The sequence below is a fragment of the Enterococcus sp. AZ191 genome, assembly GCF_051713845.1.
Taxonomy (GTDB): Bacteria; Bacillota; Bacilli; order Lactobacillales; family Enterococcaceae; genus Enterococcus_B; species Enterococcus_B durans.
Window position 1 is genome coordinate 1 of sequence record NZ_JBIOQS010000003.1, and the last position, 16,738, is coordinate 16,738.

11 protein-coding genes and 4 pseudogenes are annotated in these 16,738 nt (G+C 35.9%); 7 read left to right on the top strand and 8 right to left on the bottom strand.

The genetic code is table 11. The annotated features are described in order from the left end of the window. Both IGI47_RS13550 and IGI47_RS13555 read left to right on the top strand, forming a co-directional pair. Window positions 1-520: IS6-like element IS1216 family transposase (locus tag IGI47_RS13550; protein WP_267648479.1), on the top strand; the 520-nt coding region annotated here is incomplete at its 5' end. A gap of 55 nt (window positions 521-575) precedes the next feature. Then, window positions 576-752 (top strand): annotated as a pseudogene (locus IGI47_RS13555) (IS3 family transposase); the annotation flags it as partial. Window positions 753-986: 234 nt separating this feature from the next. On the opposite strand, the gene scrK reads toward IGI47_RS13555, so the two are convergent. Continuing rightward, the gene (gene scrK, locus IGI47_RS13560) at window positions 987-1,859 is read right to left on the bottom strand and encodes a fructokinase ScrK (protein ID WP_438784510.1); all 873 of its coding nucleotides are present in this window, start codon (window positions 1,857-1,859) and stop codon (window positions 987-989) included. Window positions 1,860-2,122: 263 nt separating this feature from the next. Continuing rightward, complete coding sequence (locus IGI47_RS13565) at window positions 2,123-4,069, bottom strand: sucrose-specific PTS transporter subunit IIBC (protein WP_438784511.1); 1,947 nt, start codon at window positions 4,067-4,069, stop codon at window positions 2,123-2,125. Window positions 4,070-4,253: 184 nt separating this feature from the next. Between IGI47_RS13565 and IGI47_RS13570 the strand changes: the two genes are divergently transcribed. Together IGI47_RS13570 and IGI47_RS13575 are read left to right on the top strand one after the other, a co-directional pair. Beyond that, a complete protein-coding gene (locus IGI47_RS13570; protein WP_081128709.1) occupies window positions 4,254-5,693 on the top strand; it encodes a sucrose-6-phosphate hydrolase in 1,440 nt (479 codons plus the stop codon). A 1-nt stretch (window position 5,694) separates the two neighbouring features. Further along, the gene (locus tag IGI47_RS13575) at window positions 5,695-6,657 is read left to right on the top strand and encodes a LacI family DNA-binding transcriptional regulator (RefSeq protein WP_438784512.1); all 963 of its coding nucleotides are present in this window, start codon (window positions 5,695-5,697) and stop codon (window positions 6,655-6,657) included. A 169-nt stretch (window positions 6,658-6,826) separates the two neighbouring features. On the opposite strand, the pseudogene IGI47_RS13580 reads toward IGI47_RS13575, so the two are convergent. After that, window positions 6,827-8,253 (bottom strand): annotated as a pseudogene (locus tag IGI47_RS13580) (IS3 family transposase). A 242-nt stretch (window positions 8,254-8,495) separates the two neighbouring features. On the opposite strand from IGI47_RS13580, the gene tnpA reads away from it, so the two are divergent. From tnpA to IGI47_RS13595, 3 genes and pseudogenes are all read left to right on the top strand, one after another. Then, window positions 8,496-8,951, top strand: a complete 456-nt coding sequence (gene tnpA, locus IGI47_RS13585; RefSeq protein WP_438784513.1) for an IS200/IS605 family transposase — start codon at window positions 8,496-8,498, stop codon at window positions 8,949-8,951. Between the two features lie 264 nt (window positions 8,952-9,215). Next, window positions 9,216-9,314, top strand: a pseudogene (locus IGI47_RS13590) (IS30 family transposase); the annotation flags it as partial. A 210-nt stretch (window positions 9,315-9,524) separates the two neighbouring features. Then, window positions 9,525-10,427: a hypothetical protein gene (locus IGI47_RS13595; RefSeq protein WP_438784514.1), complete on the top strand. Its 903-nt coding sequence runs from the start codon at window positions 9,525-9,527 to the stop codon at window positions 10,425-10,427. 47 nt (window positions 10,428-10,474) lie between these two features. Here the strand turns inward: IGI47_RS13595 and IGI47_RS13600 are convergent, their stop codons facing one another. The 5 genes and pseudogenes from IGI47_RS13600 to IGI47_RS13620 form a co-directional block, all read right to left on the bottom strand. After that, window positions 10,475-11,761 (bottom strand): DNA cytosine methyltransferase, encoded by a 1,287-nt coding sequence (locus IGI47_RS13600; RefSeq protein WP_242623578.1) that lies wholly within the window; start codon window positions 11,759-11,761, stop codon window positions 10,475-10,477. A gap of 220 nt (window positions 11,762-11,981) precedes the next feature. Beyond that, window positions 11,982-13,619, bottom strand: a complete 1,638-nt coding sequence (locus tag IGI47_RS13605; protein ID WP_438784515.1) for a recombinase family protein — start codon at window positions 13,617-13,619, stop codon at window positions 11,982-11,984. A gap of 3 nt (window positions 13,620-13,622) precedes the next feature. Continuing rightward, window positions 13,623-14,996: pseudogene (locus tag IGI47_RS13610) on the bottom strand (recombinase family protein). 15 nt (window positions 14,997-15,011) lie between these two features. Beyond that, window positions 15,012-15,251: a hypothetical protein gene (locus IGI47_RS13615; RefSeq protein ID WP_016853136.1), complete on the bottom strand. Its 240-nt coding sequence runs from the start codon at window positions 15,249-15,251 to the stop codon at window positions 15,012-15,014. Window positions 15,252-15,681: 430 nt separating this feature from the next. Then, complete coding sequence (locus tag IGI47_RS13620; RefSeq protein ID WP_438784524.1) at window positions 15,682-16,728, bottom strand: DNA primase family protein; 1,047 nt, start codon at window positions 16,726-16,728, stop codon at window positions 15,682-15,684. Between the last annotated feature and the right edge of the window lie 10 nt (window positions 16,729-16,738).

Genomic DNA, 16,738 nt, shown 5'->3' on the forward strand with positions numbered 1-16,738 from the left:
TGGCAAACTACTCTATCAAATTTGGAAAAAGAAAAATAAAAAATCCTTTTATTCATGGAAAATGGATGAAACGTACATCAAAATTAAAGGAAAATGGCATTATTTGTATCGAGCCATCGATGCAGATGGTTTAACCTTGGATATTTGGTTACGTAAAAAACGGGACACACAAGCAGCCTATGCTTTTCTTAAGCGGTTAGTGAAGCAGTTTGATGAACCGAAGGTTGTAGTCACAGATAAAGCCCCCTCTATTACAAGTGCCTTTAAGAAACTAAAAGAATACGGCTTTTATCAAGGGACAGAACATCGTACCATTAAATACCTGAATAATTTGATTGAACAAGACCATCGTCCAGTAAAGAGACGCAATAAATTCTATCGAAGTTTACGCACTGCCTCTACCACGATTAAAGGCATGGAAGCCATTCGAGGATTATATAAGAAAACCCGAAAAGAAGGCACTCTCTTCGGGTTTTCGGTCTGTACTGAAATCAAGGTATTATTGGGAATCCCAGCTTAAATCATAGATACCGTAAGGGATTTTATTCTTTATTTAAAACTTTGCAACAGAACCCTTTGGACGATTAAAAAACGAGATGTTTTATCAACGTGACTGGAAGAATACAACAATCAATCAGTTTATAAACAAATTGGATGATTATATTCATTGGTATAATAATCAACGAATTAAGTTATCTTTAGGAGGGCTAAGCCCTCTTCAATATCGGAAGAAGCAAAGATATATTTGTTAAAAAGGTCCAAAAAAATATCCGCACCCCCTTTTTTTTGTAAAAAACTATTGCACAATACAAGTGGCCTACGGCTATCGAAATTTCCATAACTTTCGAGCAAGAATTTATCTCATTCAAGGCTTGATCTTCCAAGTAAAACAAAAACCAGTTAAGCACTCTGCCTAACTGGTTATGACTAAATTTTCAGTTGTATCTTTCTCTACCAACACTAAATGTCGAAGAGCCTTTTTTCGTTTATGAATGTAAGACCGCTTCTCGAGCCAATGCCAAACAACCGAGCGTTCCAGCGTTGTCTTCTAATGCTGGGGTCACGATATATTTGCTTAACTCAGGTGTTTCGACATACCCATTGACCAATTTTGCAAATGCGTCGTGGACGTTTTGCAGCATATGGCGTTGTTTCATCACACCACCGCCAAAAATGATCACATCTGGAGAAAACATCAAGGTTGTATTGTAGGCACATTGAGCAATATAGGAGGCTTCGATTTCCCAATAAGGATCATCTTCTGCAACCTCTTGTCCTTTTTTCCCTAAGCGTTTTTCGATGGCGGGTCCAGCGGCCATCCCTTCTAAACAGTTGCCATGAAATGGACAGCTGCCAGCAAAGTCATCTTTTGGATGAGAGACGACGAGCATATGCCCCATTTCTGGATGACTAAACCCTTCGATAAAGCGCCCTTCTTGTAAGGCACCGCCGCCAACACCCGTACCGATCGTATAGTAAACGACACTGCTCAATCCTTTGCCACTGCCGAAGACATACTCACCATAGGCAGCCGCATTGACATCTGTTGTCCAAGAAATCGGGATCGGAAATTCTTTTTTCATGGTACCGATGAAATCAAAATTTTGCCATGCCAATTTCGGGGTCGAGGTAATGTACCCATAAGTGGCAGAATCGCGATGGATATCGATAGGCCCAAATGAGCCAATCCCAATCCCTGCTAAATCTGCTTGGTATTGTTTGAAGAAGTCAATGACTAAAGGCATTGTTTCCTCAGGTGTCGTTGTCGGAAAGCTCACTCTTTCCTTGATCGTCATTTCTTCATCGCCAATGGCACACACAAATTTTGTGCCGCCTGCTTCAATTGCACCGTATAGCATAGACATTTCTCCCTTTATTTTAGAATGAAATCACTAAATAAATGACTATATATCATATTTAAATTATTTTTTTATTTAGTAACATGACAAGTAAATAACTACTATTTTTTCTTTTTGAATTTTTATCATTTTTTAAAATTCTAATAATTTTTCATACAATTGATATATGAAAAGATTAAATAAAATGTTATTCTCAAATATTTGATTAATCTATATTATTTGATTTTGGAAAGAAAATTCCATCTTTACTCAGGGAAATATATTTATTTGATTTCAAGTAAATCAGTACCCTCAGTGACTGTATTTTCAGCTACTATATTTACTTCTGAATAATCCGAAGTATTGGTCACAATAATCATTGTTGTATCATCAAGACCTTCTTTCTCAATCATTGAACGGTCAAATGCTCCAAGAATATCGCCTTTTCTAACTTTTTGATTAGTAGTAACTTTTTGTGTAAATCCTTTTCCTCCCATTGATACAGTATCAATACCAATATGAATTAGAACTTCAGCACCATTATTTGATTTAATACCATAAGCATGTCCAGTTTCAAACGTGAGTTGAATAGTACCATCTACTGGAGAATGGACCGTGTTTCCATTTGGTTTAATGGCAATCCCTTTTCCCATAGCTTCTGATGAAAAGACTGGATCATTTACTGAAGAAAGACTAATCACTTTACCAGAAATGGGACTAACAATTGTTTCTGATGAAACTTTTGTTTGTGTTGATTCAACATCAGTAGATATTGGATCTGTTGTTGCTACTTTTGAAGAATTAACTGGTGTTTGTTCAGCAATTTCTTCTGCTTTAAAGATACCAGCAGCTTTTGTTTTACCGTAGAAGTAAGTAATTGCAAAAGCAACTACAAAGCTAATCAATTCACACAATACGTAAAATGGAATAGATGTTGCATTAATTGAAAGAAATCCAAGAAAACCTGCTGAACCAAGTGATACAGCAACTACTTTCAGTAGACCTGCTACTGCAGCGGCAACTCCGGAACCAATTAAAGCACAGAAAAATGGGAAACGATATTTTAAATTGACACCAAACAGAGCTGGTTCAGTAATTCCAAGAAGAGCTGATACCCCTGCAGAGGAAGCAAGACTTTTTGTTTTAGCATTTTTAGTCAAGAACCAGATAGCAAATGTTGCAGCACCTTGGGCAACGTTCGCCATAGAAGCAACTACAAATATAAAGTCTCCATGTCCAATACCATTAGTCCATGCTGAAAGTAACTGCGTTTCAATTGCAGGAAATGATTGATGAAGACCTGTCATAACGATTAACGAGTAAGTTCCACCAAAAATACCCATTCCAATAAATCCGGTTGCATTATATAGCCAAACGATCGCATCTGTAATCCCGTTAGAAAGCAATAACATGACAGGGCCGATGACTGTGAAGGTTAGAAAGCCGGTAATGATTACAGATAATAAGGGGGTAAATGTAAAGTCAACGGATGATGGAAGTTTTTTGTGAAAAAACTTTTCCAGTACTGATAATAGCCAAACAGCTGCTAACACAGGAATGACTTGATAAGCATAGCTAGTTTGTGAGACATGATAACCAAATATATTCCAATATTCCATAGAACCACCAAGTTGTGGTGTTGTCATAATCATTCCAATTGCAGCACCAAGGAACTGGTTGGCTCCAAAACGTTTAGCAGCGGAAATACCAACTAGAATAGGCAAAAACATAAATGGTGCAGCGGACATCAGTTGGATCATTGAGGAAATACCTTCAATCGCAGGATACATTTCTTCAATTGATTTTGGTCCAAAAAGTCCAGCAGCTGTTAAAAAGTTTTGTAATGCCATTAATAAACCACCTGCAACAAGGGCAGGTATAATTGGAACAAAAATATCTGATAATAATTTAATTAATGCCATAATGGGGTTGAATTTTTTATCTTTACTAGCAATTTGTTTTAAATCATCTGTTGAAATTTCCGAAAGTCCAGTTTTTTTGATAAGTTCGTCATAAACGAAATTAACATCACCTGCACCGATAATCACTTGATATTGCCCATCAATTTTAAATGTGCCTTTCACATCTGGATTTTCGTCTAAAGCTTTTTGATTCACTTTCGTGTCATCTTTTAGTACGAGACGAAGACGTGTAGCGCAGTGTGCAGCTGCAATAAGGTTATCTTTTCCGACCGCTTGTATTACGTCGGAAGCTACTTTACTGTAATTCATTCGAATCACTCCTTTTTTATTTTTGCGTGAAAACGGTTCACTGAAATGCAAATTTATTTTAGCATATCTTAAAAATATGTCAAACGTTTGTCATATAATTTATTTTTTTAAATGAAATGATTGATTTTTCAACGGAAAACGTTTACCATACTAGTTGTAAAAAGATAAATTGAAGGAGTAAAATATGAACTTACCTCGAGAAATACGATATCGTGCTTATTCTGATTGGACTAAAGATGAGATGGATAAAGTTAAGGATAATGTAAAACGATCACCTTGGCGTGCTAGCTATCATATCGAACCTAAAACAGGATTGTTAAACGATCCTAATGGTTTTTCTTTTTTTAACGGAAAATATACGCTTTTTTATCAAAATTGGCCATTTGGAGCTGCTCATGGTTTGAAAGAATGGGTGCACACTGAATCAGATGACTTAGTTCATTTTCATGTAACAGGAGCAGAACTTCTTCCAGACACAAAACGAGATAGCCACGGCGCTTATTCCGGTTCTGCATATGAAATAGAGGGGAATCTATTCTTACTCTATACAGGGAACGTTCGAAATGAAAATTGGGAACGTGATACACTTCAAATCGGAGCATGGATGGATAAAGACTACAACATTACGAAAGGTGAGAATGTTCTTATTCATCCACCTGCTGATGTAACTGATCATTTTCGTGATCCACAAATGTTTAATTATGAAGGACAATTGTATGCGATTGTTGGAGCACAAAATTTAGAAAAATCAGGCTTTATCAAACTTTACAAAGCGGATGACAATAACGTGGAAACATGGGAGGAAGTTGGCAACCTTGATTTTGGCGGCACTGGTTCAGAATACATGATTGAGTGTCCAAATCTGGTATTTGTAGACAAAAAACCTGTTCTCATTTATTGTCCTCAAGGGTTGGATAAATCTGAGCTAAATTATGGGAATATCTATCCGAATACTTTTAAGATCTGTCAATCGCTTGACATAGAAAAAGTAAAACTTGTGGGCGCTTCAGAAATTCAAAATCTTGATTATGGATTTGAAGCGTATGCGACTCAAGGATTCAATACTCCTGATGGTCGTGCTCTGATTGTCAGTTGGATTGGACTACCTGATATCGATTATCCAACTGATAAGTATGATTATCAGGGAGCAATGAGTCTTGTAAAAGAACTTTCAATAAAAGATGGTAAACTTTACCAATATCCAGTAGAAGCTATTACATCATTACGTGCTAGTTCTGAACAATTTACAGCAAAAGCAGAAACAAATAATACTTATGAGCTTGAACTAACTTTTCCTCCAAATCAGAAATCGGAGTTACTTCTTTTCTCTGATAGTAAAGGAAATGGACTTAGCTTGATTGTAGATACCAAAGAAGGAAAAATTATTTTAGATCGCAGTAAAGCAGGCATTCAATATGCCACTGACTTTGGTACGATTCGTGAATGCTCAATTGATACTAAAGAAACAATTGCTAACATTTTTGTAGATAATTCAATCATTGAGATTTTTATTAATAAAGGAGAAAAAGTATTTACTAGTCGCGTATTCCCTGAGAAACACCAAAATGGTATTCAACTTAAATCAGGTGAACCGACTGGAAAATACTTTGAATTAAAATATTAATATGGTAGCAAAATTATCTGATGTCGCTGAACTAGCTGGAGTTAGCCCAACTACCGTTTCACGCGTCATTAACAATAAGGGATATTTATCGGAAAAAACAAAACAAAAAGTTCATGAAGCTATGAAAACTCTTGGTTATAAACCTAATAATCTAGCACGTGGACTTCAAGGAAAGTCACCCCAACTTATTGGGCTTATTTTTCCTAATATCAGTAATATCTTTTACTCTGAACTGATTGAGTATCTGGAAATCGAATTATTCAAACATGGCTATAAAACAATTATTTGCAATAGTCAAAATGATCCTGCTAAAGAGAGAGAATACATTGAAATGCTTGAAGCCAACCAAGTTGATGGCATAATCTCATCAAGCCATAATCTTGGAATTGCTGATTATGAGCGTGTGAGAGCACCTATTGTTGCTTTTGATAGAAATTTAGCTCCTAATGTTTCCATTGTTTCTTCAGATAACTTTGAAGGGGGAAAACTTGCAGCTAAGACTTTACAAAAAAATGGTTGTCAAAATACCATTATGATTACAGGAAATGATAACACGGATTCTCCCACAGAATTACGTGCACTAGGTTTTTCTTTTCAAAATCCAAATGGAAAAATTTTCAAAATTCCTAATAATCTGTCTACTATCCGTCGTGAAATGGAAATAAAGTCAACTATTATAAATCACAAACCAGATGGTATTTTTGTTTCTGATGATTTAACAGCCATTCTCACTATGAAAATTGCTCATCAACTTAAACTTAATATCCCAGAAGATTTAAAAATTATTGGATACGATGGTACCTCTTTTATTGAGAAATTTTTCCCACAATTGACAACAATCAGACAACCAATTGATGAAATTGCAAGTCTTATTGTTGATATTCTTCTGAAAAAAATTAAAGGCGAAAAGACAAATAAGGATTATATTTTACCAATCTCAATACTTTCTGGAGGAAGTATTTAACGTTAAATTAATTTTTTAATGTCTATAAAATTCGTTAGAAAATACAATTTGTAGATATCCAATTGATTTGTAAACAAAAAGGAGTTGTCAACTTGTAGTGACCCCCAAAAGTTAGACTTTTTTGGAGTGGAGAAATCCACTCCTTTTTTCATGCTCTAAAATGATATTTTTACACAACTGTTACGGTTGTTTTACGAAATTGGACGGGACTTTGCCAGTTTAATTTCTGTTTTATCCGTTCATTATTGTAGTAATAGATATAGCTATCGATGGCTGATTTTAATTCCTCGAAACAGTTATAAACTTTCCCGTGAAAAATCTCTTGTTTTAATAAGCCAAAAAAATTCTCCATAAGTGAATTATCTAAGCAGTTCCCTTTCCGAGACATGCTTTGAAAGATTTTGTACTCCTTCAATTTGTTTCTATAAGCTTTCATTTGATACGCCCAACCTTGATCTGAGTGAAACGTACGACGATAGGGACAATCGTTAGTGGTCTGGATAGCTTCCTCCAAACCTTCCATTACCGCTAATGCATTGGGCTTTTCAGAGATACGATAGGATAAAATCTCACTATTGAACATATCCATAAAAGGATCTAGATACAATTTCTTTTGACGGATAATGCCTTTGGCATCCACTTCATGGTATTTAAATTCAGTTGTATCCGTCGTGATTTTCTGATAGCAGATACTGGTGTAGAAACGACGATGGATCCGATTTTTGGCTACTGCTCCGACTTGTCCTCGATAAGAATTGTAGCGCCGTGATTTACGTGTGTATGTCGTTACTTTTATTCCTAGCTTCTTGATCAGGCGCTGAACTTTCTTTTTATTGATAGAGAAACCGCGGTTTCTTAGTTCATTGGTCATCCGTAAACAGCCATAATCCTTGTGCTTCTCCCGAACTTTAAGCATTTCCGCTTCAATCTCTTGATCTGGATTTTTACGGTCCAATCGTTTTTGCCAGTACATAAAGGTTGCCTTAGGGAACTTTAAAGTTTCTAGAAGCTCAACTAATTTAAACGGTCCTCGGAGGCTTGCGATGATTCGTGCGATTGCTTCATTCGTCGTTGTTGGGCTTCCTGTTTTCGCAGCTTCCTCAATTCTTTTAAAAAGGCATTTTCAATTTGAAGGGAACGGACTCGTTTCTCCAACTCCTCGATGCGTTCACGTTCTTTAGACGTTGCTTTAGTTGTAGATTTTTTCTTATTTTTGGGTTCATTTTTCTTAGACAAGATAGGTGGACATCCTTTCGTTTTTGAGAGTCCATCGATCCCACCCTCACGGAATTGACGCATCCAACTAGCGATCAAATTAGGGTTGTTCATGTTAAGTGTGTTGGCAACTTCACGATAGGACAGCTCACTTGTTAGATATAACTCTATCGCATCCAGCTTAAATTGAACAGAATATTTTTTCTTTTGTCGCTTTCTTACTAGACCCTCTTCACCAAATTCTTGATAGGCATTGATCCAGCGCTTCACTTGTGATGGAGCCTTAATGGAATACTTCTTTGCCAGATAATCACTTCCGCCTTTACCATCCAAATAATCATGAACGATCTTTAATTTAAGTTCAAAAGTATACTTAGCTATAAAAAATACCGACCTCCAAAAGTTAGATTTTTTGGTCTAACTTTTGGGGGTCGGTACAAAACTTAAAAGTTTTAGACCCTTTTATTTTCTTAATGACTTCAGTCAGTTTTGTGCGTAAAGCGTGCGAAACAAGAAAACCGCGCGTTTCTACGCGTGGAAGAAGTATCTTTAGCGATAAAAACTCCTTTCGATATACTAGTGAGTGGCTACCAACCGCTCATCAGATCGAAAGGAGTTTTTTCATGTCAAATGACGATAAAAGTTTAGCATATACTCGTTGGAATTGTAAGTATCATATTATTTTTACACCAAAATATCGACGAAAAGTAATCTATAGGCAATTACGAAAAGATCTTGGAAAAATACTTAGGAAGTTGTGCGAAATGAAAGATGTGGAAATCATAGAAGCACATGCAATGCTAGATCATATTCACATGCTTGTTCGAGTACCACCAAAAATATGTATATCCAGTTTTATGGGGTATCTGAAAGGTCGTAGTGCGGTACTAATCCACGAGCAGCACGCAAATCTCAAATATAAATACGGAAACAAATCCTTTTGGTCGAAGAGATACTATGTGAGTACAGTCGGATTGAATCAAAAGACAAGTGAAAAATACATCCGTGAACAAGAAGCTGATGATCGCATTCGATATATTATAAGTAAAAGAGAGTACGTAGAACCATTTAAAAAATAAAGAGAAGTAAGTGAGTGAAGATGAGCAGTTGGCGGTCTTTTAAAAATCCCCTTTTAAGGGGCAGCGAGTGTCGACCCCTTCTAGGGGGATTAAAAATACACCCGTCCTCACGGGTGTATGGGTTACTGATAGACTTGATTTTAACTGGTGTCAGAAACTTATGTCCAGAAAGGGTGATGAAATTTTGGCAATATACGGCTATTCAAGAATTAGCACAAGCAACCAAGATTACAAAACACAAATTCAAACATTAGAAAATGCTGGCGCAGAAATAATCTTCCTAGAAAATCACTGGATTATCGAACACCTTTGGAAGTATTTTTGAGTTACGTAAGTATTGATGATCTGTCTAACTTAATTTGACAATTAAGATAAACAAAACTTTCTTCTCTATAAAATTTGTCATTATACAAAAAAATTCAAACTACTGATTATGCATTAATATTTTATAATCCATATGATCCTGTAATAAGGCATACGTAGCCACCATTATAACTTCTTAATAATCTGCAAAATTTCATTGATTATCTTATATAATAGTAACAGAAAATATTGAAAGGAAAAAACATATTTATGAATTATTCGGTTCTTGAAAAAAAAGTCATTAGTATTTTTCAAAGAGAAAATCATTTTACTTTTAATAATAATTTTTATAAACTAGTAACAGTAGGTAAACCTAGAGCAAGAAAAGGTGGCGAATGTAAAACTGATGTATATGTATTGGGAATAAATACTCTTACATCCGAATCTTTAGAATTAAAAATATCATGTAAACTTCATTCTACAAATGAATTTCAAGGAAACAAATTTACTCCTATTAGTGCCGAAAATCTTTTAGGAAAAGATTGGGCAAATATTGTTCAAAAAACAGCATTAAATATAAAAGAAAAGTTTTATAATACAAAGTTAATTGGTCCAAATGGTTATGGTAGAACAAAAGAACCTTTTGTTACATTAGGCTGGAAATTAGAAGTAACTACAAAATCTAGAAATCTCTCATCAAAAATATCACTATCCGATAAAGAAATACAAGATTATGTATATAAAGGAACTAATCAACCAGATGAAAAAAAACATGCTTATGTAAATGGTGAAAAAATAATAGACTCTGGTATTGCAGAATTTCTTTTAATTACTGAGTTAGATCAAATTACGTCAACAGAAGATATTATTCGACAACTTATACCTATTTCTGATTATAAAGTTCCTGACACTTACCTAGTATTCACAGCAAATAATTATCGTATACCAGTTAATAAAACAGATGGAAATCGTTATCTTGCAGTGCGTATTGAGTGGAAAAATATTAATAATCAGTTGACCCCTTTCATATTATTTGATCATCCCTTACAAGACAATAGCCGTAGCAATGATATGAAAAAATTAGTAGACTTATCACTTGATAACTTAGGCAAACAATTTCCTTACGACTTCAATTTCGTAGATGATATTTCAGATACTAGATTGGTTTATTAAAGAAATGTCCTTTATTCAATTAAAGGACATTTCTTTAATAAGGTCTACTAGTTAATCTTTACGTTATCTTGCATTTCTTGGAGCACTTTAAAATTAGTATAGATAAAATCAGATATTGGTTGAACTATCGCTTGTGCTAATAATACAGGGACTGCATTTCCTATTTGTTTATATATTTTATCTAAGCGTGCATTCCTACTTATTCTTGCATTATCCCCATCCGAAAACTCAAACCAATCTGGAAAAGTTTGAATTCTTTGAATTTCTTTTACTGAAAGTCTTCTATTGTTTTCTCCGCGAAACTCCCATTTATTTTTATCTATCTTTTCCATTGGAGCTCCACCTGGATGTTGCGGCGCCTGACGTCCGCTAGCTTGAATAGTAAAACTTTGTTCCTCCCAACTTTTCTTTCTATTTCTTGACATATATATAGTAGAATAACTACCTTCAAAATAAGGACCAGGATTATTTTCCAAATCACCAATAGCTTGTCTCAATGTTACCCACGCCTTGCCTTCGATCAGCTCTAAATCATTAGGGTCAAAGTGAGTTGGATTGGGAAGAACATATCGATAATTGAATATCGATTCAATCTCTTTATGAACACCTATTAAAAAAACACGCTGTCTATTTTGAGGAACGCCATAATCTCTGGCATTTACTAAATGAGGTGTAACAGTATAGCCTGCACTAGAAAAATCTTCTACAATTTGTTTTAAAACTTCTCCTTGACCTAACGTCATCATTCCTTTTACATTCTCAGCAATAAAAAATCTAGGCTGAGTTTGTATCAATGCTCTAATAAAATGAATATATAAAAAATTTCGTTCATCATCAACTAATCTTGGACCTGCTTCAGAAAAACCCGGACAAGGAAACCCTCCGACCATAAACATATTTTTAGGAAAATGTGCCACTTGTCGTATGTCTTTTTGATGTTGGATAACATCGTCAGGAAAATTTAATTTGTACGTTTCGTTGGCTTCTTTAAACATATCATTAGTATAACCAATATGGAAAATCGATTCATTTCTTCTTCTTTCAAATAATTCTTTATTATTGAAAATTTCCATTGCTTCATCATAACCAACAGTAGAAATTAATCCAGCTAATTCTGTTCCTAAATCAAGTCCTCCTGCACCACTAAACAAAGATACAACATTAGCTTTATCTTTCAAATATTTCACATTACTTATTAATTGATAGTCTTCTTCACTTTCAATTATTTTGTTTTTTTCGTCATTTATTTTTGTTAATAAAATTTCTTTGATTTCATCTTTAGTCAGTTTTATAGCAGATTTAAATTTTTTTTTATTATTAACTTTTTGTGCCACTATCGAAAAATCCCTTTCTACATAGATATTTCAAACTATATTAATATCTGATTTGTTTAATACTGCATTGATGGATTATCTCATCAAAAAAGAAATAATTCAAGCGGTGTTCCTCAAACAACAAAGCTGATGAGACGCACCTCCCTAACAACTCCTCTAACTATTCCAAATCGCTAGAGAAGCGTTAGCGCCCCTCTCACGTTGTTTGATATAACCTAGACTAGATCGTTAACGTAAAGGGTGTTTTTAACATAAAAATAGCCGTATCCTTTGTTTTGGATACGGCTATTTGATATTGCTCATTCAATTGTTGTACCACGGCAGGCGTGAATTTCATCGTAATTTCCAACATCTCCTTATGGTTAGGATCAAAGGTGATTTTCTCAATAAAGGTACGATACAAGGCTTTGACTTGCTTCTTCTCACTATGGGCAAGAAAGCGATCCAAACTAGTCAATATCCGTTGGACATCTTTGACTTGAATCGGCTCTCCTTGTTGTTGAAAAAAACCTAAGATTTCATTCTCTCGAATGTGTAACTGTCGGCGTTTTTCAGTCAATTCGTCTAAGCGGTCTTTTAACATCGGAAACAATTCGGGACTATCTTCCAAAGCAGCTTCCCATTTTTCAATTTTAGTCTTCAATTCTTCCTTTCGTTCCAGTAATACCACGAGTTCTTGTTCCAATGGTTGGCTTTGTCGCACTATTTCTTCATTTAACGCTGCCACCAATCGGGGAAGAACTTCTGGTAGCTGAACGATCTCCTTTAATCGATCGGCGACAAATGTTTCCGCTTGTTCGGCACGAATCGAATTGGCATGACACACACTTGCTCCCTTATTTCGAAAAACTGAACAAGAATAATATCGAATCCGTTTCTTTGTGCCATCCTTTAGGGTATTTGTGACATTACTCGCTGCCATCGGTGCGCCACATTCTGGACAACGTAACAACCCCGTCAATACATTTTCACCTGTATGGTTCCATTTGGGTTGTTTTCCTTCTAAAGCAAGGCGTTCTTGTACTTTTTGATAATCTTCTTCTGAAATAATCGGTTCATGGGTTCCTTTCACTAAAATCGGTCTCGGATTCTTCCCCTTCCGTCGTTTAGTTTCCCAATTGATATAGCGCCCATACTCTAAATACCCTGCATAAATTTTATTGCGTAAGATATCTTTGACTGCCGTAGTAGAAAAAGCATTCTGTTTAACTGTTTTATATCCTTGACGATTCAAAAAATTGGCAATCGCTCGATACCCTGCTCCACCTAAATATTTTGCATAGATCAGTCGAACAATTTTCGCCTCTTCTGGTTCAATGACCAATTGTTTTTGACCATTCGCGTCAATACCGCTGACATAGCCTAAACGTCGTCCTCCTGCATAACGCTTTTTATCTTTCACTAAGCTTTGCATTGACATTTGAACATTTTCCGCAATTTGGTTGCGTTCAAATTCACCGAAACTCCCAAGGAGTTGTAACATCAGTTTTCCTGTCGAAGTGGTCACGTCAAATTGTTCCGAGATCGAATGTAACCCCACATCATATCGCAATAGTTCCTCGACGGTTTGTAAGACATCTAACATATTGCGTCCAAGACGGGTCAATTTCCAAATCACTAGTAGATCAAAACGATGGTTTCGAGCATCGTTCATCATTCGTTGATAGGCGAACCGATTTTTTATGGATTTCCCACTGATTCCTTCATCGGCATAAACTTCTACCACTTCATAGCCCATCCGTTCGGCAAACTGGCGTCCATTTTGTTCTTGTGCTTGAATACTATGTCCTTCTAAAGCTTGTTCTTGGGTACTCACTCGAATATACAATGCGACTCGTTTGGTTGGTGTCGTTTCCATAGATCATTCGTTCCCTTCTAAAATATTTTGTGTCAGTTGTCGGAAGTAAATCCCACAGACTGTTTTTTCCTTTGTTACCTCGATCCGACAAACATGGTCACATAACAATTGTCGACTAGAGAGGTCTTTTAGTTGAAGCCATTCTTTCACTTTTGCTTCACACTGTTGGAGTGAAAGAAACGAAGAAGTAGACCTCGGTTTTTGAAGAGCTTGCAGCTGTTGCTTGAGTTCTTCCAGTGAACAATTGCCCTCTTCAAATGCCTTGAGCCATTGTGCTTCTTGTTTCTTTTGTTGGATTACTTTGTGTTTTTCATCTTTTCGCTTTTCGGCTAACTGTTGCGTCAATTGGGCAATCAAAGCCTGATAGACGCCTTCGTGTTGAAAAAAAGCCTGTATCTTTTCCAATACTTCTGACTCAACCCTTTCTGCCCGAAGAAAGATTCCTTGGCAGCTTCGGTCGGTACAATGATAATAATGAAGCGTCTTCGTCTTCTTTGTATTCCATTGATACTTCGAACTCAGATGACGACCACAGAAGGGACACTTAATTTTTTGACGTAATAAGTACGGATACGTATCTTTTTTAGCTGTACGTCTGGATTGTCGAATCTCTTGAGCTTGTAAAAAAGTTGTTTTTGAGAGAATCGGTTCAAAGGTTCCTAGATACTTCCCCAAAGAGCCTCCTTTGATTTCGCCATAGTACAATGGATTTTTTAGGATACTATAAATGTGATAGGGCTGAAAAGGACGTTCGCGGAAGAAGAGCTTTTGTTGCGTCAATCGTTGACAAAGCTTTTTGTAGCCATATTTTTTAGTCAAATAGAGCTGAAAGATATGGCGGACAACTTTTGCTTCGTGTGCTTCTTGTTGGATTTTCCCATTCACTAAACGATACCCATATGGTACCGCAGAAGACAAATATTGCCGTTGTTACTTTTTATAGGCAAGTCCAGCACGAACATTTTCAATAATGACGTTTCGCTGTTGTTCTGCAAAAGTGAACAATAATTGCACAAATAGTTTATTCGTTGACGCGTGCGAGAAAGAAGCAGGAAGAGGTTCAGAAATCGAATAAACTTGAACCTGATGTTGTTGGCACAACTCAATAAATTTTAAGGCTATTTTGGCTTGACGTGCCAATCGATCATAACGCCAGACATAGATCACCCCCTCTTCTTCTGACGCACAAACCCAAGCTCTAAGCTGTCGAAAAGCTGGACGATCCGCTTTTCCCCCTGATTCTCCTTTGTCTGAAAATCGTTGAGGAATTTGTTCATATTTCTCTAAAACATACTCTTTCACTGCATCATATTGAGCGTCATTACTGATTTTCGCTTCTTCATAAACAGACGTTCGATCATAACAAGCCACACGCATGCTTGAATCACCTCTCTATGAATGAACTAAATACCATTCTTTCGCGACTCTTCCATTGAACGAACGTTGCACAAAGTGATTTTCTAAATATCCTTCGTTCTTCAACGCTTGAAGAGTACCTCCAATAGATCCAGCAGATACCCCTCTTATTTCGAAAGCCAAGTAAATTGGTTTTGTAAAAAAGGCTTGATTAGAAAAATGTTCTTGAATATACAGAAGAACCTCTGCTTTTAGTGTCATTTTATTTTTAGTCATTAGAATTTTCCTTTCTTTCATGTTTGATTGAATGAAGTAAATGAAGCATAGATCAAGCTTCATTTACTTCCGTTTGGGTTTGCTCGCTATCATATAAATAAGTAATCAGTAGCTTTGAAATCGCAGCCAATAACTTTCCCTTGTCTATTTCCTATAACCAACTGAAAGAAAAACTTTGACTGTCCTTCTTTCGATTGAATTTAGTCTTCGATCGCTCGCTTTTCGAGATCTTTTTCATGATGAAAATAAGAAATTATGTCTTTTGCAAGTTGAGATAAAAATTCTTCCATTATTTTTCCACCCCCATATCCTCATAAAAAATGCTCAGGTCAATAGAAAAATCCCCGTTTTCTGCTTTCATCAATTCTAAAACCAAAGAATTGAAATTTTCTTGTTCCATCAATTTTTTTCACTCTCCCTTATTAATGTCTTACAGTTCTTGTATTGACTGATTTAAGACAATTCCAGAGAGATAGGTTTTGCCATTACTTTTTTTAGTGGAAATAACAAAGCCTTCTGCTTCAAAAAGTTCGATCAACCCTTTGTTGAATGAACGAAGCGTTCCGTATTGTCTAGCCGACCAATTATTTTCCTTTAACATTTTTTGGAAAGTTTGAAAAAGGAGGTTACTCTCCACCTTTCTTGTTGGATTTTTCGATAAATAGTGCGCTTTAAAATAAGACAAAGGATGTACGCATCCTAAAAACTGTTCTTTTGCCTCATTCATCAAATCAGATATAGTAAATTGATATCCGTTCTTAATTAATCGCTTCGCACCTTCTAAGGCAAAGTTTAAAATTCCAGACAGTTCCAGTGTCATTTTTTCTAGTAGAAAAGGATCTTGCTCTTCTGGACGAAACGTTCGAGGAAATGGAAGAATCAGTAATCTACGAGAAAATCCGTAAGAAGAATCCGTTATCAAAGGCAAATGATTCATTAAAAAAATGAACTTAGTAGGAAGTATACAAGTGATTTCTTTGATGCCTTTCCGATTTAACGTGATTGGCTCTCCCGCTGTAACAGCTTTTAAAGTAGCTGTTTCAAAGCTATTTACATCACTTTCTGTAGCTAAGTTGAGTAACTTATTGTGCATCACTTCCATTCCAAATCGACTTTGAAAAGCTGAAATTCCAGAAGAACTCGTATTACATTCGCCAACAAGCTTTGCTAAAAGAGCAAACAACAAAGATTTACCGTTCGCTCCCGATCCATATCCAATCAGAAAAGCATTCGCCTGATGGCTCGACAAAAGAACATAGCCGAACCATTCTTGAACAAACGCAATTGTTGATTGATCAGAATAGAAAACTTCATTAAGAAATTGAAGAAATCGAGCGCACTTCTTTTCGGAATCATACACAACCGTGCTAAAAAAATGAGCATAGTGATTGGATTGACTCTCAATAATCTCTCCAGTTCGCCTATCAAAAGTGCCATTTGTCAACACTAAATAATCATCAGAGAAAGTCTCAAGCATACAAAGTTTC

Bases quoted from the DNA above. Each gene is read 5' to 3' on its own strand.
- scrK (WP_438784510.1), bottom strand. From the start codon at position 1,859: ATGCTATACGGTGCAATTGAAGCAGGCGGCACAAAATTTGTGTGTGCC.
- IGI47_RS13565 (WP_438784511.1), bottom strand. From the start codon at position 4,069: ATGAATTACAGTAAAGTAGCTTCCGACGTAATACAAGCGGTCGGAAAA.
- IGI47_RS13570 (WP_081128709.1), top strand. From the start codon at position 4,254: ATGAACTTACCTCGAGAAATACGATATCGTGCTTATTCTGATTGGACT.
- IGI47_RS13575 (WP_438784512.1), top strand. From the start codon at position 5,695: ATGGTAGCAAAATTATCTGATGTCGCTGAACTAGCTGGAGTTAGCCCA.
- tnpA (WP_438784513.1), top strand. From the start codon at position 8,496: ATGTCAAATGACGATAAAAGTTTAGCATATACTCGTTGGAATTGTAAG.
- IGI47_RS13595 (WP_438784514.1), top strand. From the start codon at position 9,525: ATGAATTATTCGGTTCTTGAAAAAAAAGTCATTAGTATTTTTCAAAGA.
- IGI47_RS13605 (WP_438784515.1), bottom strand. From the start codon at position 13,619: ATGGAAACGACACCAACCAAACGAGTCGCATTGTATATTCGAGTGAGT.
- IGI47_RS13615 (WP_016853136.1), bottom strand. From the start codon at position 15,251: ATGACTAAAAATAAAATGACACTAAAAGCAGAGGTTCTTCTGTATATT.
- IGI47_RS13620 (WP_438784524.1), bottom strand. From the start codon at position 16,728: ATGCTTGAGACTTTCTCTGATGATTATTTAGTGTTGACAAATGGCACT.